This is a genomic window from Hydrogenophaga sp., from assembly GCF_051007235.1.
In the GTDB taxonomy this organism is placed as follows: Bacteria; Pseudomonadota; Gammaproteobacteria; order Burkholderiales; family Burkholderiaceae_C; genus Hydrogenophaga.
On sequence record NZ_JBPCSJ010000386.1, the window covers coordinates 1 to 19,636 of the forward strand.

Below are 19,636 nucleotides of genomic sequence, written 5' to 3' on the forward strand. Positions count from 1 at the left end.
AGGGTCGTCACCCGACCTGACCGCGCGCCTGCTGGCCGAACCGCTGTCGCAGGCGCTGGGCCAGCCGGTGATCGTGGAGAACAAGGCCGGTGCCGGCGGCAACATCGGTGCCGACGCGGTGGCCCGCGCGACCGACGACCACACGATCGGTCTGATGATCAACGGCAACCTGACCATCGCCAAGATCCTCAACCCAGCCACCACCTACGACCCGCTCAAGGACCTGCAGCCGGTGTCGCTGATCGCGGTATCACCGCTGGTGCTCGCGGTGCCGGCCAGCACGGTGGTCAGCGGCAAGGCCTTCTTCGACGAGGCGAAAGCGCAGGGCGACAAGCTCAACTACGGCACCCCCGGCGTGGGCACGGTGGCGCATCTGGGCATGGAGCTGCTCAAGGCCAGGGCCGGCATCGCGCCGGTGCACGTGCCCTACCCGGGCAACCCGCAGGTCATCACCGGTCTGATCGGCGGCCAGGTGCAGATGGCGCTGCTGCCGCCAGGGCTTGCCCAGGCGCAGGTCAAGGGTGGCAAGCTCAAGGCGATCGGCGTCACGTCGGCCGGCCGCAGCAGCGTGGCCCCCGAGGTGCCCAGCCTGGCCGAAGCCGGCGTGCAGGGCCTGCAGCTGGAGATCTGGAACGCGGTGGCCGCGCCGGTGGGACTGCCCAAGGCCCACGTTCAAAAGCTGGCCACGCTGTTGGCCGAGATCGTGCGCCGTCCCGACATCCGCCAGAAAATCCTGAATCAGGGCTGGCAGGTGGCGGGCACCTCGCCCGAGGGGCTGGCCAAGCGCATCGCGGTGGACACTGCGGCGATGGCAGATGTGATTCAGAAGAACAACATTCGACCCTGACCACCCCTGCCGCGCTGCGCGAGACCCCCTCAAGGGGGCGATGAGTGCGGCCCGGCAGAGCCGGTTCCACCGCATCCTGGAAGCAGGCACGCCACGCCGGAGGGGGAGCTGGTTCCAGGGCACCGCGGAACCGGCTTTGCCGGGCCGCCAGTGCCGCCCCCTGGGGGGTGACGCCGCAGGCGGCGCGGGGGGAGCGTCAAACGCTCATATTCATGATGTCGGTGTAAGCCGACACCATGCGGTTGCGCACATGCATGGTGGCCTGGAAGCCGATCTGTGCCTTCTGCATGGCCAGCATGGTTTCTTCCAGGCTGACCTTGGGGTTGCCCAGCTGCACCTCGGTCTGCAGGCGTGAGGCCTCCTGCTGGGCGGCGCTCACGCTCTTGAGGGCGCTCTTGAAGTTGTCGGCGAAGCCGGCACCGGCCACCGCACCGCCCGCAGCGGGGCGCTTGGTCTGGGCGATCGAACCCAGACCCTGGCTGGTCATAGGGGAAATTCGCAGGTCCATGGCGGTGTCCTTCCACATCAAAAGTGCAGGACCTGATGCTAGGGAACACCTGGCCGCCACACGCCGGGAATAAGGGCACAAAGCGGTGCCTTTTCATGCTTATGCCGGGGGCAGCGGAACCGAATAATCGTTCGCAACAGGGGCCTTTCCCCTGCCTGTGACCGAACCTCCCTCCCCTGACATGAAACAGCCCCCACGCTCACGTCGCTCGCTGCCCCTCCAGGGGGAGCGTCAGCGGCTTCGGGCGGCCGGACGCCACTGACATGAGCACCACCGTCGCCGACGTCGATTTCCAGCCGGTCCACCGCAACGCGTTCAGCGCCGGTCTGGCGCGGCTGGACAACGCCCAGAAGGTCAAGCTGGGTCTGGGCGCACTGGCCCTGCTGGCGATCGCCCTGGCCCTGTTTTTCATGGGCCGCCAGCCCGAGATGCGGGTGCTCTACGCCAACCTCAACGACAAAGACGGCGGCGCCATCGTTGCCCAGCTCTCGCAGATGCAGGTGCCCTACCAGTACACCGAGGGCGGCAGCGCCATCATGGTGCCGGCCGACAAGGTGCACGACGTGCGCCTGCGCCTGGCCTCGCAGGGCCTGCCCAAGGGTTCGGTCAGCGGCTTCGAGCTGATGGAGGCCAACCGCTTCGGCATGACCCAGTTCCAGGAGCGCCTGACCTTCCAGCGCGGTCTGGAAGGTGAACTCACCCGTTCCATACAGTCGCTGTCGTCGGTGCAGGCCGCGCGCGTGCACCTGGCCCTGCCCAACCAGAACGGGTTCTTTCGCGAACAGCAGAAGCCCAGCGCCTCGGTGCTGCTGACGCTGCACCCGGGCCGCACGCTGGACAAGGCCCAGGTCGCAGGCATCGTGCACCTGGTCGCCTCCAGCGTGCCCGAGATGAACCCCAAGGCCGTGAGCGTGGTGGACGACGCCGGCTCGCTGCTCTCGGCCGCGCCCGAAGCCCAGGGTGTGGACCTGCAGCGCCTGCAGTACACGCAGCAGATCGAGCAGCTCTACACCCGCCGCATCCTGGACATGATCGAGCCCCTGGTCGGCGTGGGCAACGTCAAGGCCCAGGTCAGCGCCGAGATGGACTTCTCCGAAGTCGAATCCACCAGCGAACAGCACCGCCCCAACCAGGGCGGCGAGCCTGGCGCGGTGCGCAGCCAGCAGATCGTCGAGGACGGCACCCCGCCGCAGGCCCTGCCCGCCGGCGTGCCTGGCGCCACCAGCAACCAGCCACCGGCCACCGGCACCGCGCCCATCAACGGCGCCGCCGCCCCGCTGGGGGTGGCCAGCAACGCCGACAAGGCCGGCAACCAGCGCCGCGAATCGGTCATCAACTACGAAGTGGACAAGACCGTGAAGGTGGTGCGCGAAGCCACCGGCACCGTCAAGCGCCTGACCGCGGCCGTGGTGGTCAACCACCGCGGTGGCACCGACCCCAAGAGCGGCAAGCCCACCAGCACCGCCATCCCGCCCGAGCAGCTCGAACAGATGACCGCCCTGGTGCGCGAGACCATCGGCTTCAGCAAGGACCGTGGCGACTCGGTCAACCTGGTCAACGCCCCGTTCAGCGACAACAAGGCCGCAGAAGAAGCCCCGCCGGCCTGGTGGATGCTGCCCGACAACCAGGACCTGCTGCGCGAAATGGCTTTCCCGGCCGGCATGGTGCTGCTCGGCCTGGTGATCCTGATGGGCATGGTGCGCCCCGGCCTGAAGCTGATGAAGACGCCCGCCACCCCGCCCAAGCCCGAACCGGTGGTGCCGCAACTCAGCGCCGTGCTCAACGAAGAACCCGAGCGCCCCGCCCTGCCCGAACCCACCCCCGAACCCGAGCCGGTGGTCACCCCCGACAAACGCCTGGCCGATGCCAAGCGCCTGGCACTGGAGAACCCGGTGGCCGTGGCCAACATCGTCAAGGGCTGGGTCAACGGCGATGGATCATGAAACACCCCCGCCTCGCTTTGCTCGACCCCCTCAAGGGGGCGGCACCAGCGGCCCGGCGAAGCCGGTTCCACGGTGCCTCTGGACGGAATCTCGGCACGCGGGCCGGTGCTCTGAACCGCAAAGATTGAAGGACTGACCAACATGGAAGACCAGGGCACCCACGACGCCGCCATTTTTCTGATGTCGCTGGGCGAAGAAGAGGCGGCCGAGGTGTTCAAGCACCTCACGCCCAAGGAAGTGCAGAAGCTGGGCGAGACCATCGCCCGCATGCGCGCCGTCTCGCACGAGAAGGTGGACGAGGTCATGTCCCGTTTCACCGAAGAGGCCGCCTCGCAGAAGCTGCTGGTCTCGGACACGAACGACTACGTCAAGGCGGTGCTGCGCCGTGCGCTGGGTGACGACAAGGCCTCGCTGCTGATCGACCGCATCATGCAGGGCAGCGATGTGTCGGGCATCGAGGGCCTCAAGTGGATGGACCCGCAGTCCATCGCCGAGCTGCTGCGCAACGAGCACCCGCAGATCATGGCCGCCATCCTGGTGCACCTGGACAGCGACCTCATCGCCGGCGTGCTCAAGCACCTGACCGAACGCTCGCGCAACGAGGTGATGCTGCGCATCGCCACGCTCGAAGGCATCCAGCCGACCGCGCTCAAGGACCTCAACGAGGTGCTCTACAAGGTGCTGGCCGGTGGCGACAAGGTGCGCAAGACTTCGCTGGGCGGCATCCAGACCGCGGCGGACATCATCAACATGATGGGCACCGCCATCGAAACCTCGGTGGTCGAGTCGATCCGCCTGCTCGATGGCGACCTGGCCCAGAAGATCATGGACAAGATGTTCACTTTCGAGGACCTGCTCAAGCTGGACAACAAGTCGATCCAGATGGTGCTCAAGGAAGTCTCCAGCGACACCCTGGTCATCGCGCTCAAGGGCGCGAGCGCCGAGCTCAAGGAACTCATCCTGGGCAACATGTCCAGCCGCGCGGCCGAAGGCCTGCGCGAAGACCTCGAATCGCGCGGCCCGGTGCGGCTGTCCGAGGTCGAAGGCCAGCAAAAAGAAATCCTCAAGATCGTGCGCCGTCTGTCCGACGAAGGCTCGATCGTGATGGGCGGAGGCGGTGATGACGGCTTCGTCTAAGCAACCACCCAAGACCAGTCCGCACTCGCGCTTCATCCCGCGCGAGGAGATCGCGGCGGTCGCGGCCTGGAGCTTTTCGTCCATGGACGTGGGGCAGACCGCGCCGGTGCCCGCGGCCCCACCGGTGGAGGCCGAACCCGCCCCCGCCGCGCCCGCGATCGACCTGGACGCACTGCTGCGCGAAGCCCGCCAGCAGGCCTACGCCGAAGGCTTCCAGCACGGGCACGACGCCGGCAGCCAGGAAACCCGCGACGCGCTGGAAGCGCCCGTGCGCCGCAGCGCCGAAGAAACCGCCGTGCGCATGGGCCAGCTGCTGCACAGCATGGGCGACCAGCTGATCGCCAGCGAGCAGCGCATCGCGCGCCAGATCCTCGAACTCTCGTGCGACATCGCCCGCCAGGTGGTGCGCCAGGAGCTCAAGGTCAACACCCGCCACCTGCGCGCCGTCATCGGCGAAGCGCTGGAGCAGATGGTCGAAGACGGCCTGCCCGCCACCGTGCGCATGCACCCGCAGGACCTCGCGCTCATGAAGGGCGCGCTGATCGAGACCCTGGGCGAGTCCGCCCCCGAACTGGTGTCCGATCCCGATATTTCCCCTGGCGGCTGCCTGGTGCAGTCGCCCAGCTCGGCGGTGGACGCCACCATCGAGAAGCGCTGGGCGCGCGCCATCGGCAACCTGGGCCTGAGCCTGGAATGGAACCCCGAGGAGGCGCGCGATGAGTGAGCCTGTCAGCCGCTGGGGCCATTTCATGGACGACGTGCGCACCAGCGCCAACGCCCCGACACCGCTGGAAGTCAGCGGCACTCTCACCCGCCTGGCCGGCCTGGTGCTCGAAGCCGTGGGCCTGCGCGTGCCCGTGGGCTCGCAGTGCCTGATCGGCAACGGCGCCAAGGACCCTGTGCTGGCCGAGGTGGTGGGCTTCGCCGGCGACCGCGCCTACCTCATGCCCGCCGGTGACACGCACGGCCTGTCCAGCGGCGCCACCGTCACGCCGCTGGCGCCCTTTCGCACCGTGCCGCAGGTCGGCCAGGTCAACCCGCCGCCCTCGCCGGCCGACCGCGGACTGCTGCGCCTGCCGCTGGGCCGCGGCCTGCTGGGCCGCGTGGTCGATGCGCACGGCCACCCGCTGGACCACAAAGGCCCCATCACGCAGGTGGACGTGGCGCCCATGGAACGCGCGCCGCTGAACGCCATGGACCGCGACCCGGTGCGCGAGCCGCTGGACACCGGGGTGCGCGCCATCAACGCCCTGCTCACCGTCGGCCGCGGCCAGCGCATCGGCCTGTTCGCCGGCTCCGGCGTGGGCAAATCGGTGCTGCTGGGCATGATGGCCCGCTACACCAAGGCCGACGTGATCGTGGTCGGCCTGATCGGCGAACGTGGCCGCGAAGTCAAGGAATTCATCGAAGACATCCTGGGCGAAGACGGCCGCGAGCGCGCGGTCGTGGTCGCCGCGCCGGCCGACGCGCCGCCACTGGTGCGCATGCAGGGCGCGGCCTACGCCACCGCCATCGCCGAGCGCTTCCGCGACGACGGCCTGCACGTGCTGCTGCTGATGGATTCGCTCACCCGGTACGCCATGGCGCAGCGCGAAATCGCCCTGGCCATCGGCGAGCCACCGGCCACCAAGGGCTACCCGCCGTCGTGCTTTGCCAAGCTGCCACAGCTGGTGGAGCGCAGTGGCAACGGCCTCAACGGCGTGGGCTCGATCACCGCTTTCTACACCGTGCTCAGCGAGGGCGACGACCAGCAGGATCCGATCGCCGACGCCGCGCGCGCCATCCTGGATGGGCACATCGTGCTCTCGCGCGCGCTGGCCGAGTCGGGCCACTACCCGGCCATCGATGTCGAAGCCTCGGCCTCGCGCGTGATGCACAACGTGGCCAGCCCGCAGCACCTGGAGCTGGCGCGCAAGTTCCGCAATTACTACTCGCGCTTCATGAAGAGCCGCGACCTGATCCAGCTCGGCGCCTACGTCGCCGGCAGCGATCCGGAAACCGACCGCGCCATCGTGCTCTACCCCGCGCTGCAGCGCTTCCTGATGCAGGACATGCGCGACGCCGCCACGCTGCCCGCCAGCCTGCAACAGCTGGGCGCAGCGCTGCAGGACGAGCCGCGCCAGGCCCACGCGCAGCGCAACGCGCGCCCCCAACACAACCCCTATGAAGGACAGGCATGACCGCGATCCAGACGCTCAACAAAGTGGTGGACATCGCCGAGAAGCGCCGCGATGAGGCCCGCGCGGCCCTGGCGCAACAGCAGCGCGAACTGCAGATCGCCAACGACCAGTTGCAGCAACTGCAGACCTACGCCACCGAGGCCCAGCAGCGCTGGATGGCCCGCAGCAGCGGCGCCGGCGTGGACGCGCAGCAGCTGTTCCACCAGCGCCAGTTCATGCACAAGATCGACCACGCGCTGGAGTTCCAGCGCGGCGTGATTGCCAACCGCGAGGCGCTGATCGAACGCAGCCAGGGCCAGCTGATGGCGGCCGAACGCGACGTGGCCGGCCTGCGCAAATACACCGAACGCAAGCTGCAGGCCGCGCAGCAGATCGCCCAGCGGCAAGAACAGAAAGCCACCGACGAGATGGCCCTGTCCATCCACCTGCGCCAGAGCCTGGCGCTGGCCCAGGCACAAGGAATGCGCTCATGAACACCACCACCCCCTCCGGCGCCTCCAGCCCCTCCAGCCACGGCACCGCCGCGGCTGGCCACGCACACGGCGGCCACGCCAGCGCGCGCGGTACCGGCAAACCGGGCCATGGCACGGCCGGTCCGGCCGACCCGTTCGCCAGCCTGCTGTTGCTGCTCAACGCCGGCAACGAGCTGGCCACCGATGCAACGGTGCCGGCGCTGGACGCCAGCGCGGAGAAGCCCACCGACGACCCCTCCGCCCTGGCCCAGGACAGCGCACAGAACCCGCTGGCCGGCCTGCTCGGCTGGCCGGGCGCGCCCCTGCCCGTGCTGCCGTCCACCCAGGGCGCAGCCACAGAACCGGCCAGCGCCCGCCGCCTGTCGCTGCTGGCCGACGCCGCGGCGGACAGCCTCAAGGGTCGCAATGGCACGGGCCAGACCGTGGACGGCCTGAGCGCATCACCGGCCACCACCGCAGCGCTTGCCACCGGCCAGCGCACCGATGGCCTGACGCCCACCACCGCCCCCGAAACGCTGGACGCCGACACCCTGGCCGCCCTGGCCCGCGCCAACGCAACAGGCGATCCCGGCACCGCCGCCGACGCCGCCCGCGCTGCGGCGCCGATGCGCATCACCGCCTGGCGCAGCACGGCCGGCCTGGCACCGCAAGCCGCAGGCCTGGCGGCAGCGCAGGCCCTGGCCCACGGCGCCCCCGCCCACGCCTCGGTGTCGCAGGCCACCTTCGCACAGGACAGCCTGGCCCGCCCCAATGGGGCCGACGCGGCCGCGCTGGGCGCCCAGGTGCGCAGCACGGTGCAGCTCGACGAGCGCTTTGCGCCGACCGGCAGCGACAACGGGTCGAGCAGTTCCACCCCCATCGGCAGCGCCAGCGGCACCGCGGGTGCACGCCACGAAGCACTGCCCGGTGATGCGGGCGCGGGTGCGGGCGGCACCGGTAACGGCGCCGGACAGGAGGCAGGGCCCGACCTGTCGCAAGGCTTCAGCGCCCCGGGGGACGACCGCAACGCCAGCGACGCCGCGGCCTGGGCCACCGCCGAGGCCGACGACAGCGCCAGCGCCGGCTGGGGCGCCCAGCACCTGCGGCACGCCAGCGTGCGCGTGGGCGAGCCGGGCGAACAGGCGATCGACATCCAGCTCTCCATGGCCGGTCAGGAGGTGCGGGTGGAGTTCCGCACCGACGACGCCCAGACCCGCGCCAGCCTGGCGCAGGATGGCGGCGCCTCGCTGGGCGAACTGCTGCAGCGCAGCGGCATCGACCTGGGTGGCGTGTCGGTGGGCGCCCAGGGCCAGCAGGCCGGGCAAGACCCATCGACCCGAACCCCGCAGGGCCAGACCGCCCCGGTCGCGCACCGCGGCCGCGAGGCCGATGCGCCCGCCGCCAGCACCGCCCAGCCGCCGCGCCCGCGCGCCGACGGCAGCCGCCCGCTCGACCTGTTCGTCTGACCGTGCCCTGGCCGCGCGGTGCGGGCCCCCAGGGGTGAACACCGGCCGTGCGGCACAGAAGGCCCGGCGCCGTCCAGGGCACGGCCTTGTCCCGTTTGGCCAGTGGTGAGTCCGTGCCAGTACCGCACACCGCTCGGTCTGGCCCATGGCGTGCGCACCGGCCACGCGCCCGCGCTGCAGCGCCAGAGTCCGCCGAATAAGCGGCTTTTCCCGCTCTTTTCCGGTGACCGCGCCGGGGGTGTGAATCCAATAATTCCCTCAAGCCCCCGCCCGCGGGGACGACCCCCGCCCCGTCTGTGGGGCCGGTCTGAATTTCTGGAGTCCCACCATGTCCGCTGCAGCCGCCACCGCCGACGCCTCGGCCGATGCCAAACCCAAGAAGAGCAAGAAACTGCTCTTCATCATCATCGGCGTGGTGGTGCTCGCCCTGGTGGGCGGCGGGGCGGCGTTCTTCCTGCTCAAGAAGAACCACAGCGAAGACGGTGGCGAAGACGGTGCGCCCGCGGCCGAAGCGGCCCACGAGCCGCCACCGCCCCCCAAGCACGACCCCAAGGCGCCCCCGACCTTCCTGCCGCTGGACGCCATGGTGGTGAACCTGGCCGACGAAGGCGGCAACCGTTTCGTGCAGCTGGCCATCACGCTGCAGCTGGACGACCCCAAGGTCGCCGAGGACATGAAGGTCTACATGCCGGCCATCCGCAACGGCATCCTGCTGCTGATCTCGCAGCGCACGGCCGAGCAGATGCTGGTCGTCCAGGGCAAGGAAGACCTGACGCAGGACATCATCGGCGAGATCTCGGCCGTGATGGGCTACGACTACGAAGACCCGCGCGCAGACGAGGCTGCGGCCGACGCCGAAACGCCGGCCAAGGGCAAGAAGCCCAAGCGCAAGCGCGCGGTCTACAACCCCATCCGGGGCGTGCTCTTCTCCAGCTTCATCGTCCAGTAAGCAACCGGGTCCCGCACCATGTCCGAGGCATTTCTCTCCCAGGCCGAGGTCGACGCCCTGCTCGAAGGCGTCACCGGTGAAAGCCAGCAGGTCGAGAAAGAAGCCCCCGCCAAAGAAGGCGTGCGGGGCTACGACATCTCGAACCAGGAACGCATCGTGCGTGGGCGCATGCCCACCATGGAGATCGTCAACGAACGCTTCTCGCGCAACCTGCGCATGGGCCTGTTCAACTTCATCCGCAAGAGCCCGGAAATCACCGTCGGCGCCGTGAAGGCGCAGAAGTACAGCGCCTTCCTGCGCGAGCTGGTGGTGCCCACCAACTTCAACATCATGGCCGTGCGCCCGCTGCGCGGCAACGGCCTGGTGGTGTGCGAGCCGACCCTGCTGTTCGGTGTGATCGACAGCCTCTTCGGCGGCAGCGGCAAGTTCAAGACCCGCATCGAGGGGCGCGACTTTTCACCCACCGAGCAGCGCGTGATCGCGCGCCTGGTGGAGGTGATCGCCGAGGAATACAAGAAAGCCTGGTCCAGCGTCTACCCGCTGGAGCTGGTCTACCAGCGCTCGGAAATGCAGCCCCAGTTCGCCACCGTGGCCACGCCCGGCGAGATCGTGGTCTGCACCAGCTTCTCGCTGGAGATCGGAGACCTCACCGGCTCCATGCACATCTGCATCCCCTATTCCACGCTCGAACCGATCCGCGACGTCCTGTACTCCACCGTGCAGGGCGACGCCATGGAAATGGACCGCCGCTGGGTGCGGCTGCTGAGCCACGAAATCCAGGCCGCCGAGCTGACGCTGGTGGCCGAACTCGCCAAGACCGACGCCACCATCGAACAGCTGCTGGCCATGCAGGTGGGCGACTTCCTCGAACTCGAACGCGCGCCGAACATCCAGGCCAAGGTCGAGGGCGTTCCCCTGTTCGAGTGCCAGTACGGCACGCACAAAGGCAAGTACGCGCTGCGGATCGACCGCAAGCTGCGTGGCGCCGAAATGACCTGGCTGGGAGATTCCTATGTCAACTGATACCACCGACACCATGAACCAGGACAGCATCGCCGACGACTGGGCGCAAGCCCTTGAAGAGCAGGCCGCCAGCGAGGCCGGCCAGGCCGACAGCGCCCCCGCGTTCGACAGCGACACGCCCCACCCGCCCGCCGCGTCCAGCGGCCTGGGCGGCTCGGGTGGCGGTGGCGGCGGAGGAGGTACCGGTGCTGCCGCCGGCGCCAACGGCGGCATCCCCGACATCCAGATGGTGCTGGACATCCCGGTCACCCTGTCGGTGGAACTGGGCCGCGTGAAGGTGCCCATCAAGTACATCCTGCAGCTGGCGCAGGGCTCGGTGGTCGAACTCGACGCCCTGGCCGGCGAACCCATGGACGTGCTGGTCAACGGCTACCTGATCGCCCAGGGCGAGGTGGTGGTGGTCAACGACAAGTTCGGCATCCGCCTGACCGATATCGTCACGCCGTCCGAGCGCATGCGTAGGGTTTCCAGGAGCTGATTCGGAGCACCCCCCGCGTCGCCTTCGGCGCCTCCCCCCTTGAGAAGGGGGGCGACACCAGAGGCCCGGCAGAGCCGGTTCCTCGGTGTCCCTGGTCAGAAGGCACTCCGCACCGCATTCGTTTGTTCTATCGGTTGTCTTTACTTTTTCTTGATCCATGCTGCAAAACGCGCTCCCCGCTGCGGGCCTGCTGGTCCTGATGGTGCTGCTGGCCTGGGCGCTGCAGCACTGGAAACGGCACCTGCCCGGCGTCGCCGCCCCGGCGGGGCCCACGCTGAAGGTGCTCAACACCGTCGCGATCGGTCCGCAGCAGCGCCTGCTGTCGGTGCAGGTCGGTGAAGGCCCTTACGCCCAGTGCCTGGTGCTGGGCGTCACGCCCGGCAGCATCCAGGCGCTGCACCGCATGCCCCTGCCCACCGAGGTCGACACCGGTACGCCCAGCCCCATGCCCACGGCCAACGGCTTCGGCGCCCGGCTGGCGCAGCAACTCCATGCACTCAAAAAGCCTGCCCAGGCACAAGGCCCCCATGCGCCGCTCTGATGCGTTCGCGCCCCGGGCCCTGCGCATCGCCCTGTTCGCCGGCCTGGCCCTGCTGGCCGGCACCGCCCTGGCACAGGTGGCCACCCCTGCCGTGCCCGCCGCCATCACGCCCACCGCCGTGACGCCGCCGCCCGGTGCCTTGCCCCTGGTCATTGGCCAGGGGGCGGGTGGCAACAGCTACTCGGTGCCGATCCAGACCCTGCTGTTCTTCACCGCGCTGAGCTTCCTGCCCGCGGTGCTGCTGCTCATGACGGGTTTCACCCGCATCGTCATCGTGCTGTCGCTGCTGCGCCAGGCCCTGGGCACGCAGTCCGCACCGCCCAACCAGGTGGTGGTTGGCCTCTCGCTGTTCCTCACCCTGTTCGTCATGGGCCCGACGCTGGACAAGGTCTACAACGACGCCTACGCCCCTTACACCGCCAACCAGATCAGCTTCGAGCAGGCGCTGGACAAAGGGCAGCTGCCCATGCGCGAGTTCATGCTCAAGCAGACCCGCCAGAGCGACTTCGAACTGTTCGCCAAGCTGGCCAAGCTGCCGGCCGAGGTGAAGGCCCAGGACGCTCCGTTCCGCGTCATCGTGCCGGCCTTCGTCACCAGCGAACTCAAGACCGCGTTCCAGATCGGTTTCATGATCTTCATCCCCTTCCTGGTGATCGACATGGTCGTGGCCAGCGTGCTGATGTCGCTGGGCATGATGATGCTGTCCCCCGTGCTGGTGGCCCTGCCCTTCAAGCTCATGCTGTTCGTGCTGGCCGATGGCTGGAACCTGTTGCTGGGTTCTTTGGCCGCCTCGTTCGCCACATGAACATGACCCCTACGCTCCACCGCTGCGCGGGCCGCTGCCCCCCGAGGGGGCTGGGCCGCCTTGGGAGCGGCCCAGCGGCGGCCCGTCTGAAATGACAACCCCCACGCTCCGCCGCTGCGCGGGTCGCTGCCCCCCGAAGGGGCTGGGCCGCCTTGGGAGCCGCCCGGCGGCGGCCCGTTTTTTTTCCGACAAGGACCTCTGACACATGGACCCGCAAGCCGCCCTCACCATGGGGCAAAACGCCCTTTACATGCTGCTCATGATCTCGGCGCCGGTGCTCATCGCCGTGCTGGTGGTCGGCCTGGTGGTCAGCGTGTTCCAGGCCATCACGCAGATCCACGAAGCCACTCTGTCCTTCGTGCCCAAGCTGGTCGCGGCCATCGCGGTGTTCGCCATCGCCGGGCCGTGGATGCTGACCACCCTGGTGGAGTTCATCCGCAGCACGTTGCTGGCGATCCCGAACCAGGCGATCTGAATGCACCCCCTGCGCCGCTTCGCGTCTTCCCCCTCTCTCGCCTGCGGCGGGAGGGGGACGGCACCTGCGGCCTGGCAGAGCCAGTTCCGCGGTGCCCCTGGCACAAGTCAAGTCTGTTGCGCCGAACATGATCACCTTCAGTGAAGCGCAGCTCATGGCCTGGGTGTCGCCGGTGTTCTGGCCGTTCCTGCGCATCCTGGCGGTGTTCGGCAGTGCACCGATCTTTTCGGCGCGCTCGGTCCCGGTGCGCAGCAAGGTGGGGCTGGCCTTTCTCATCGCGGTCTGCGCCCAGGCCGGTCTGCCCGAACAGGAGGTCATCGCCCTCACCGACCCCCGCGCTTTCGGCGTGGTGCTGCAGCAGGTGGTGGTGGGTGTGGCCATCGGCCTGGCGGTGCGCATCGTCTTCGCGTCGGTCGAACTGGCGGGTGAAGTCATCGGCCTGCAAATGGGCCTGAACTTCGCCGGCTTCTTCGACCCCAGCACCAACACCCAGACCAGCGCGGTCGGCCGTTTCTTCGGCAACACCACCATGCTGCTGTTCGTGGTCATCAACGGCCACCTCATGCTGCTGCAGGCGGTCATCGCCAGCTTCGAGACCTTCCCGGTCGGCGGCGGCGCATTCGACGCCATCGCCCACATGCGCATCCACGAACTGGGCGCCGTGGTGTTCCGCTACGGCCTGTGGATCGCCCTGCCCATGATCGGCATGCTGCTGTTCATCAACATCGTGCTGGGGTTTGTCTCGCGCATCGCGCCGCAGATGAACGCCTTCGCCATCGGTTTCCCGCTCACCCTTTCGGCCGGCCTGGTCGGCATCGCCGCCACCCTGCCCATGCTGGAAACGCCGGTGGTCGCGCTGCTGAAGATCGCCACCGACATCTTCACCGGTGGCTGAGCCACGCACTGCGCGGCGTCATTGCCAGCGCAGGTCACGCAGCTTCCAGTCGCCGCCCTCGCGCCACCATTCCAGCTGCACCGCGTACGGCGAGGCGCGCTCGGGTATCAGCCCCTGCGCGCCGGTCACCAGCACCTGCGCTTCGGTGCGGCCGGTCTGGCCGCCCGCCGCGTCCACCCGGCTGCTGCGCGTCACGGCGATCACCTTCACCTGCTGGTAGCGCAGGAACATCAGCGCCATGGTCTTGCGTGCCCATTCACGGTCCAGTCCGTCGCTCTCGCCACTCTGGGCGCGGAACTTCGCATCCAGCAGGTCCATCACCGCGTCGGCGTCCTTGGCCTCCAGCGCGTCCTGCAGGCGCTGCACCGTGGCGTCGAGTGCGGCCTGTGGGTCGTCGGGCTGGCTGCAGCCCAGCAGCGCCAGTGCGCCCGCCACCAGCCAGCCGCGCCGGTGCATCCGCACACCAGGCTCAGCGCGCATCGGTCACCGCCACCGCGTTCAGCGTCAGCAAGGCGCCCGGCTTGGGCAGGGCCGCAATGCCGATCACCGTGCGCGCCGGGTAGGGCTGGGTGAAGTGTTCGGAGTAGGCCCGGTTCATCTCGGCAAAGTCCGCCACGTTCACCAGGTTCACCTGCACATGCGCAATGTCACGCTCGGTGCCGCCCGCGGCCTGGACCAATGCCAGCACATTGCGGATGGCCTGCACCGTCTGCTCGTACGCGCCCGGCCCGGCCAGCTGCCCGGTGGCCGCATCCACACCCGGCGTGCCGGAGACAAAGACCTGGCCGCCGGCGCGCACCGCGTGGCTGTACGGGCCGATGGGGTCGAACAGGGGCGTTTCCACCCGGGTGCGGGGCATCAGGTCACACCAGGCTGTTCCGGATCGCGTACACCGTCAGCTCAGCGTTGTTCGCCAGGTGCAGCTTTTCCAGCACACGCGCGCGGTAGACGCTCACGGTCTTGGGGCTGAGCATGAGCTCTTCGGCGATGTCCGAGAGCTTCTTGCCCGAGGCGATCAGCGTCAGGGTCTGCAACTCGCGTTCGGACAGGCTGGCGTGCAACTCTTCGCTTTCGGGGGCGGACAGGTTGTCCACCAGCATCTGCGCCACCTCGGGCGTGACGTACTTGCGGCCCTGGTGCACGGTGCGCACGGCAGCGATCATTTCGGCCGGCTCGCCGGCCTTGTTGAGGTAGCCGCGCGCGCCGGCGCGCAGGCAGCGAATGGCGTACTGGTCTTCCGGGTACATGGAAACCACCAGCGTCTTGACCGGCGATCCCTCTTCGCGCAGCGCGGCCAGCACCTCCAGGCCGCCACGGCCGGGCATGTTCAGGTCGAGCACCAGCACATCGCACGGGGTCTTGCGCAGCTGCTCGCGCAGCTCGGGATAGCTGCCGGCTTCGCCCACCACCTGGATGTCCACCGCCTCGGCGATGGTGTCGCGGATGCCGCGGCGCACCACCGCGTGGTCGTCACACAAAATCACTTTGATCATGGTTGTTTCCTTCCCTGTTGTCGTCGGCCAGGCCCTGGCCGGCAGCGGTGTCCAGCGGCACCGACAGGATCACCGAGGTGCCTCGGTGCGATGAGCTCACATCCATCCAGCCCCCGACCTTGGCCGCGCGTTCCTTGAGGCCCAGCAGCCCGAACGATTTGGCCTTGCGCAGCGCCTCGGGCCCCATGCCGCGGCCGTTGTCGCTCACTTCCAGCGTGAGCACGCCTTCGCGGTCGCTCAGATCGATCTCGACGGCGGTGGCGTGGGCGTGCTTGAGCACGTTGGTGAGCGCTTCCTGCGCGGTGCGGTAGGCGACCAGCTGCACGTCGTGCGGCACGTCGATGGATTCGGCCGAGCGGCGCACGGTCACGCGCATGCCGGTGCGTTTTTCGAAGCTGGCACCCATCCACTGAACCGCGGCCACCAGGCCCTGGTCCAGGATGGGGGGCCGCAGGTTCAGCATGATGCGCTGGCTCGCGCCCAGGGCGTGCTGCAGCATTTCCAGCGCCGTGTCCACGTGCTGGCGCACGTCGGCGTCCAGCGCCTGGCGGCGGGCGATCCACGACAGGTCGAGCTTGACGGCGGCCAGCGAACCGCCGATGTCGTCGTGGATTTCGCGGGCGATGTCGGCGCGTTCCTGCTCGATGCTGGTCTGCAAGTGTTCGGCCAGTTCGGCCAGGCGCTGGCGCGACTCGGCCAGCTCGGCATCGGCCTGGGCCTTGGCGCGGCGGGTGCTGGCCATCTCCAGCGCCCGTTCGATGACGTGCGCCAGCCGCGGCATGTTGTCCTTGAGCAGGTAGTCGTCCACACCGCGGTGCATGGCTTCGACCGCCGCCGCCTCGCCGATGGCGCCCGAGAGGATGACGAACGGGATGACGATCCCGCTGTGACGCACCAGTTCCCAGGCGTCCAGGCCGTTGAAGCCGGGCAGGTGGTAGTCGGCCAGCACGATGTCGTGCGTGCGGCTTTCAAGTTCGCGCTGGAAGTCTTCCAGGGTGTCCACCAGGGTCAGCTCGCAGGGCATCTGGCTGCGCTGCAGGGCGAACTTCACCAGGGCGTGGTCGACCCGGGAATCTTCGAGGTGGAGGATGCGGATCGGCGCTCGGTGGGGGGTGTCAGACATGCCGATCGGATGCAAGGTGGAAACGTCCGCCAGACGGCGGCCAAGGAAGCGAAATGCCGCTGAATTTGGCCCGTTATCTGCCGATACGGGTTCTTACAAGTCCTGAAAATTGTACTGCCCGAAAGCCCACCGAAGGCCCTGAGAAACCCCATGCACAGCCCCAACACCACCTCTATACCGGACCACGCCCTGGCGGCGTCGCAGCAGCCGTCGGTCTCGCTGCCGGTGAACCTCGTGGCCGACGTGCAGGACGCCCTGCTCATGGCGATGACCGACCTGAAACGGCTCGAAGGCCTGCTTGACCACGCCACCGGCAACCTGCTGGAGCGTTTTTCCACCGCCAACCACGCGCTGGCCCACCTGACCGGCAGCGACAACCCGGACCTGCTGAGCATCCGCCACGCCCTGCACCAGGCCGTGACCGAGCTGCAGTTCCACGACATGGCGACCCAACTGATCGTGCACACCGGCAAGGTGCTGCAGGGCTGCGCCTGGAAACTGGCCGAAGAGGCCATGGAGCCGGAGGAGGACGAGATGCCGATGTGCATCGACCCCACACCCGACCGGCCCAGCCCGGTGACGCAGAACGAGATGGACGCGGGCTCCATCGACCTGTTCTGAAGCAGCCCGCCCCCGATTCAAGCACCTCACATTTGTGCCGATAACTGTTCGAAACACGGAGTACTCCATGCAATCGATTCTTGCCGTAGACGACTCGGCCTCCATGCGGAAGATGGTCGCCTTCACCCTGACCGGGGCCGGCTTCCACGTGGTGGAAGCGGTGGACGGTCAGGACGCCTATGAAAAGGCCCAGACCCACCACATCGACCTGGTGCTGACCGACCAGAACATGCCCCGCCTGGACGGCCTGGGGCTGACCAAGAAGCTGCGCGAGAGCGCCAAGTTCAAGACCACGCCGATCCTGATCCTGACCACCGAGTCCAGCGACCAGATGAAGCAGGCTGGCCGCGCCGCGGGCGCCACCGGCTGGCTGGTCAAGCCGTTCGATCCGGGTCGTCTGATCGAAGTGATCCAGAAAGTCATCCGCTGAACCTGCGGCCCACCCGATCCGCAAGGAGAGATCCCCATGTCAGACATGACCCAAGAAAGCGCTGGCGGCGGCAACTTCGACCTGACCCAGTTCTACCAAATCTTCTTTGAAGAGGCCGGTGAGAACCTCGACCAGATGGAGCAGATGCTGCTCGCGCTGGACCTGGAGCACGCCGACGACGAAGAGCTCAATGCGATCTTCCGCTGCGCGCATTCCATCAAGGGCGGCGCCGCCACCTTCGGCTTTGCCGACGTGGCCGAGCTGACGCACCAGATGGAATCGCTGCTGGACAAGCTGCGCCGCCACGAACTGACCCCCACGCCGCCCATGGTGGACGTGCTGCTGGAATCGTCGGACGCGCTCAAGCTGCTGCTGGCCCGCCATTCGGGCAAGGACGTGGAGCCGCCCGCCACCCACGCGCTGGTCGATCGCATCAGCGCGCTGGCCAACGGCCAGGGCGCACCGGCGGCCGCCCCCGCCGCCGAGCCCGTGGTGGACGCGGCACCGGCGCCCGCCGCCCCCGCACCGGCTCCGGTCATCGCTGCTGCGCCAGTCCCCGCCGGCACACGGCAGCTGGAAATCCACATCGGCCCGCTGGACAACCTGTCGCAGGCCGACAGCATCGCCGAGCTGTTCCGCGACATCAGCGGCCTGGGCAGCATCGAAGCCCTGCCCTGCGACCTGGACAACAAGCGCGTCTACAAGGTGCAGACCACGTCCAGCGACAGCGACCTGCTGGACCTGTTCACCTTCCACGTGAGCAAGGAACACATCCACATCATCGACCAGACCCCGGTGAGCAAACCCCTGGCCACAGAGGGCAAGGACTTCGGCTTCTTCGACGACGCCCCCGGCCTGCCGGCATCCGCCGCGGCCGCACCGGCGGTGGTGGCCGCCGAACCGGTGGCACCCGTCGTCACCGCGGTTGCGCCGCCCGTGGCCCCGGCCGCGCCCAAGCCGGCCGCCGCACCCAAGGCCGCCGCCGGCGGTGCACAGGGTTCGCTGGAATCGAGCACGCTGCGGGTGTCCGTGAGCAAGGTCGACCAGCTCATCAACCTGGTGGGCGAACTCGTCATCACCCAGGCCATGCTGGCGCAAAAGAGCCGCGAGCTCGACAGCGCCGCCAACCAGCCGCTGCTGGCCGGCCTGGCCGACCTGGACCGCAACACCCGCGACCTGCAGGAAGCGGTGATGTCGATCCGCATGATCCCGATGTCGGTGGTGTTCAACCGCTTCCCGCGCATGCTGCGCGACCTGGCCGCCAAGCTGGGCAAGAAGGTGGAGCTGATCACACACGGTGAAGCCACCGAACTGGACAAGGGCCTGATCGAGAAGATCACCGACCCGCTGACACACCTGATCCGCAACAGCTGCGACCACGGCCTGGAACTGCCCGAAGAGCGCCTGGCCAAAGGCAAGACCGAGCACGGCAACATCACGCTGTCGGCCTCGCACCAGGGCGGCAGCATCCTGATCGAGGTGCGCGACGACGGCAAGGGCCTCTCGCGCGAGAAACTGCTCAAGAAGGCCCGCGAAAAGGGTCTCGACGCGCCCGACTCGATGACCGACGCCGAGGTCTGGAACCTGATCATGGCGCCCGGCTTCTCCACCGCCGAGGTGGTGACCGACGTGTCCGGCCGCGGTGTCGGCATGGACGTGGTCAAGAAGAACATCGCCTCGCTGGGCGGCACGGTGGAGATCGACTCCGCCGAGGGCTATGGCATGAGCGTCAAGGTGCGCCTGCCGCTGACCCTGGCCATCATGGACGGCATGAGCGTGCGGGTGAGCGACGAGGTCTACATCCTGCCGCTGGCCAGCGTGATCGAGTCGTTCCAGATCAACCCCAGCGACATCAACACCGTGGCGCAAGGCGCGCAGCTGGTGAAGGTGCGCGACGAGTACATGCCCGTCATCGAACTCGAACGCGTGTTCCAGGTGCCGCGCTTCGAATTCAACGCGACCAGTCCGATCATGGTGGTGGTGGAGGCCGATGGCTCCCGCGTCGCCCTGATGGTGGACGAACTGCTGGGCCAGCAACAGGTGGTGATCAAGAACCTGGAGTCCAACTACCGCAAGGTGCCCAACGTCTCGGGGGCCACCATCCTGGGTGACGGCAAGGTCGCGTTGATCCTGGACACCTCGGTACTGGTGCGCCGTTCGCGCCACTGAGCCCGTCGCGGCCACCCCTGCGGTGGCCGCGAGCCCACCCACAGCCAGGACCCTGACCATGCTGCAGTCCAGCGCCCCGCGCAACACCCTCAAGCCCGGCC

Annotated in this window: 22 protein-coding genes; 17 read left to right on the forward strand and 5 right to left on the reverse strand. The window is 68.4% G+C overall.

What is annotated here, in order from left to right:
* Nucleotides 1–847 (forward strand): Bug family tripartite tricarboxylate transporter substrate binding protein (locus tag ACR2JA_RS13775; protein ID WP_434009650.1); only part of this gene is annotated, 847 nt, incomplete at its 5' end.
* A 196-nt stretch (nt 848–1,043) separates the two neighbouring features.
* Here the strand turns inward: ACR2JA_RS13775 and fliE are convergent.
* Nucleotides 1,044–1,355 carry a flagellar hook-basal body complex protein FliE gene (gene fliE, locus ACR2JA_RS13780; RefSeq protein ID WP_434009651.1) on the reverse strand — a complete coding sequence of 104 codons (312 nt, stop codon included), beginning with the start codon at nt 1,353–1,355 and terminating at the stop codon, nt 1,044–1,046.
* A gap of 263 nt (nt 1,356–1,618) precedes the next feature.
* On the opposite strand from fliE, the gene fliF reads away from it, so the two are divergent.
* The 13 genes from fliF (at nt 1,619) to fliR (ending at nt 13,699) form a co-directional block, all read left to right on the forward strand.
* Complete coding sequence (gene fliF / locus ACR2JA_RS13785) at nt 1,619–3,298, forward strand: flagellar basal-body MS-ring/collar protein FliF (protein ID WP_434009652.1); 1,680 nt, start codon at nt 1,619–1,621, stop codon at nt 3,296–3,298.
* A gap of 141 nt (nt 3,299–3,439) precedes the next feature.
* On the forward strand, nt 3,440–4,435 hold the full coding sequence (gene fliG, locus ACR2JA_RS13790) for a flagellar motor switch protein FliG (protein ID WP_434009653.1): 996 nt from the start codon (nt 3,440–3,442) through the stop codon (nt 4,433–4,435).
* Nucleotides 4,419–5,159 carry a FliH/SctL family protein gene (locus tag ACR2JA_RS13795; RefSeq protein WP_434009654.1) on the forward strand — a complete coding sequence of 247 codons (741 nt, stop codon included), beginning with the start codon at nt 4,419–4,421 and terminating at the stop codon, nt 5,157–5,159. Before fliG ends, ACR2JA_RS13795 begins: the two co-directional genes overlap by 17 nt.
* The gene (gene fliI, locus ACR2JA_RS13800) at nt 5,152–6,615 is read left to right on the forward strand and encodes a flagellar protein export ATPase FliI (protein WP_434009655.1); all 1,464 of its coding nucleotides are present in this window, start codon (nt 5,152–5,154) and stop codon (nt 6,613–6,615) included. The genes ACR2JA_RS13795 and fliI overlap by 8 nt, the downstream gene beginning before the upstream one ends.
* Nucleotides 6,612–7,088, forward strand: a complete 477-nt coding sequence (gene fliJ, locus ACR2JA_RS13805) for a flagellar export protein FliJ (RefSeq protein ID WP_434009656.1) — start codon at nt 6,612–6,614, stop codon at nt 7,086–7,088. Before fliI ends, fliJ begins: the two co-directional genes overlap by 4 nt.
* Nucleotides 7,085–8,533, forward strand: coding sequence for a flagellar hook-length control protein FliK (locus tag ACR2JA_RS13810; RefSeq protein ID WP_434009657.1), 1,449 nt, complete (start codon nt 7,085–7,087; stop codon nt 8,531–8,533). Before fliJ ends, ACR2JA_RS13810 begins: the two co-directional genes overlap by 4 nt.
* Before the next feature lie 328 nt (nt 8,534–8,861).
* Entirely contained in the window at nt 8,862–9,482 is a 621-nt protein-coding gene (locus ACR2JA_RS13815; protein WP_434009658.1) for a flagellar basal body-associated FliL family protein, read from the forward strand.
* 18 nt (nt 9,483–9,500) lie between these two features.
* The gene (gene fliM / locus ACR2JA_RS13820; protein WP_434009659.1) at nt 9,501–10,505 is read left to right on the forward strand and encodes a flagellar motor switch protein FliM; all 1,005 of its coding nucleotides are present in this window, start codon (nt 9,501–9,503) and stop codon (nt 10,503–10,505) included.
* Nucleotides 10,495–10,983 (forward strand): flagellar motor switch protein FliN, encoded by a 489-nt coding sequence (gene fliN, locus ACR2JA_RS13825; protein ID WP_434009660.1) that lies wholly within the window; start codon nt 10,495–10,497, stop codon nt 10,981–10,983. Before fliM ends, fliN begins: the two co-directional genes overlap by 11 nt.
* A 157-nt stretch (nt 10,984–11,140) precedes the next feature.
* Nucleotides 11,141–11,524, forward strand: a complete 384-nt coding sequence (locus ACR2JA_RS13830) for a FliO/MopB family protein (protein WP_434009661.1) — start codon at nt 11,141–11,143, stop codon at nt 11,522–11,524.
* Complete coding sequence (fliP, locus tag ACR2JA_RS13835) at nt 11,511–12,329, forward strand: flagellar type III secretion system pore protein FliP (protein ID WP_434009662.1); 819 nt, start codon at nt 11,511–11,513, stop codon at nt 12,327–12,329. The genes ACR2JA_RS13830 and fliP overlap by 14 nt, the downstream gene beginning before the upstream one ends.
* Nucleotides 12,330–12,534: 205 nt before the next feature.
* Complete coding sequence (gene fliQ / locus ACR2JA_RS13840; RefSeq protein WP_434009663.1) at nt 12,535–12,804, forward strand: flagellar biosynthesis protein FliQ; 270 nt, start codon at nt 12,535–12,537, stop codon at nt 12,802–12,804.
* A gap of 127 nt (nt 12,805–12,931) precedes the next feature.
* Entirely contained in the window at nt 12,932–13,699 is a 768-nt protein-coding gene (gene fliR / locus ACR2JA_RS13845; RefSeq protein ID WP_434009664.1) for a flagellar biosynthetic protein FliR, read from the forward strand.
* Between the two features lie 18 nt (nt 13,700–13,717).
* Here fliR and ACR2JA_RS13850 read toward each other — a convergent pair whose 3' ends face one another.
* The 4 genes from ACR2JA_RS13850 to ACR2JA_RS13865 are packed head-to-tail and all read right to left on the reverse strand — an operon-like array spanning nt 13,718 to nt 16,315.
* Entirely contained in the window at nt 13,718–14,179 is a 462-nt protein-coding gene (locus ACR2JA_RS13850; protein WP_434009665.1) for a hypothetical protein, read from the reverse strand.
* Nucleotides 14,169–14,558 carry a RidA family protein gene (locus ACR2JA_RS13855; RefSeq protein ID WP_434009666.1) on the reverse strand — a complete coding sequence of 130 codons (390 nt, stop codon included), beginning with the start codon at nt 14,556–14,558 and terminating at the stop codon, nt 14,169–14,171. Before ACR2JA_RS13855 ends, ACR2JA_RS13850 begins: the two co-directional genes overlap by 11 nt.
* Before the next feature lie 4 nt (nt 14,559–14,562).
* The gene (locus tag ACR2JA_RS13860; RefSeq protein WP_434009667.1) at nt 14,563–15,192 is read right to left on the reverse strand and encodes a response regulator; all 630 of its coding nucleotides are present in this window, start codon (nt 15,190–15,192) and stop codon (nt 14,563–14,565) included.
* Nucleotides 15,170–16,315, reverse strand: coding sequence for an ATP-binding response regulator (locus tag ACR2JA_RS13865; protein WP_434009668.1), 1,146 nt, complete (start codon nt 16,313–16,315; stop codon nt 15,170–15,172). Before ACR2JA_RS13865 ends, ACR2JA_RS13860 begins: the two co-directional genes overlap by 23 nt.
* Before the next feature lie 150 nt (nt 16,316–16,465).
* Here ACR2JA_RS13865 and ACR2JA_RS13870 point away from each other — a divergent pair, with 150 nt between their 5' ends.
* From ACR2JA_RS13870 to ACR2JA_RS13880, 3 genes are all read left to right on the forward strand, one after another.
* Nucleotides 16,466–16,936 carry a hypothetical protein gene (locus ACR2JA_RS13870; protein WP_434009669.1) on the forward strand — a complete coding sequence of 157 codons (471 nt, stop codon included), beginning with the start codon at nt 16,466–16,468 and terminating at the stop codon, nt 16,934–16,936.
* Nucleotides 16,937–17,003: 67 nt separating this feature from the next.
* On the forward strand, nt 17,004–17,366 hold the full coding sequence (locus ACR2JA_RS13875) for a response regulator (protein WP_434009670.1): 363 nt from the start codon (nt 17,004–17,006) through the stop codon (nt 17,364–17,366).
* 36 nt (nt 17,367–17,402) lie between these two features.
* A complete protein-coding gene (locus tag ACR2JA_RS13880) occupies nt 17,403–19,535 on the forward strand; it encodes a chemotaxis protein CheA (protein ID WP_434009671.1) in 2,133 nt (710 codons plus the stop codon).
* Nucleotides 19,536–19,636: the final 101 nt, after the last annotated feature.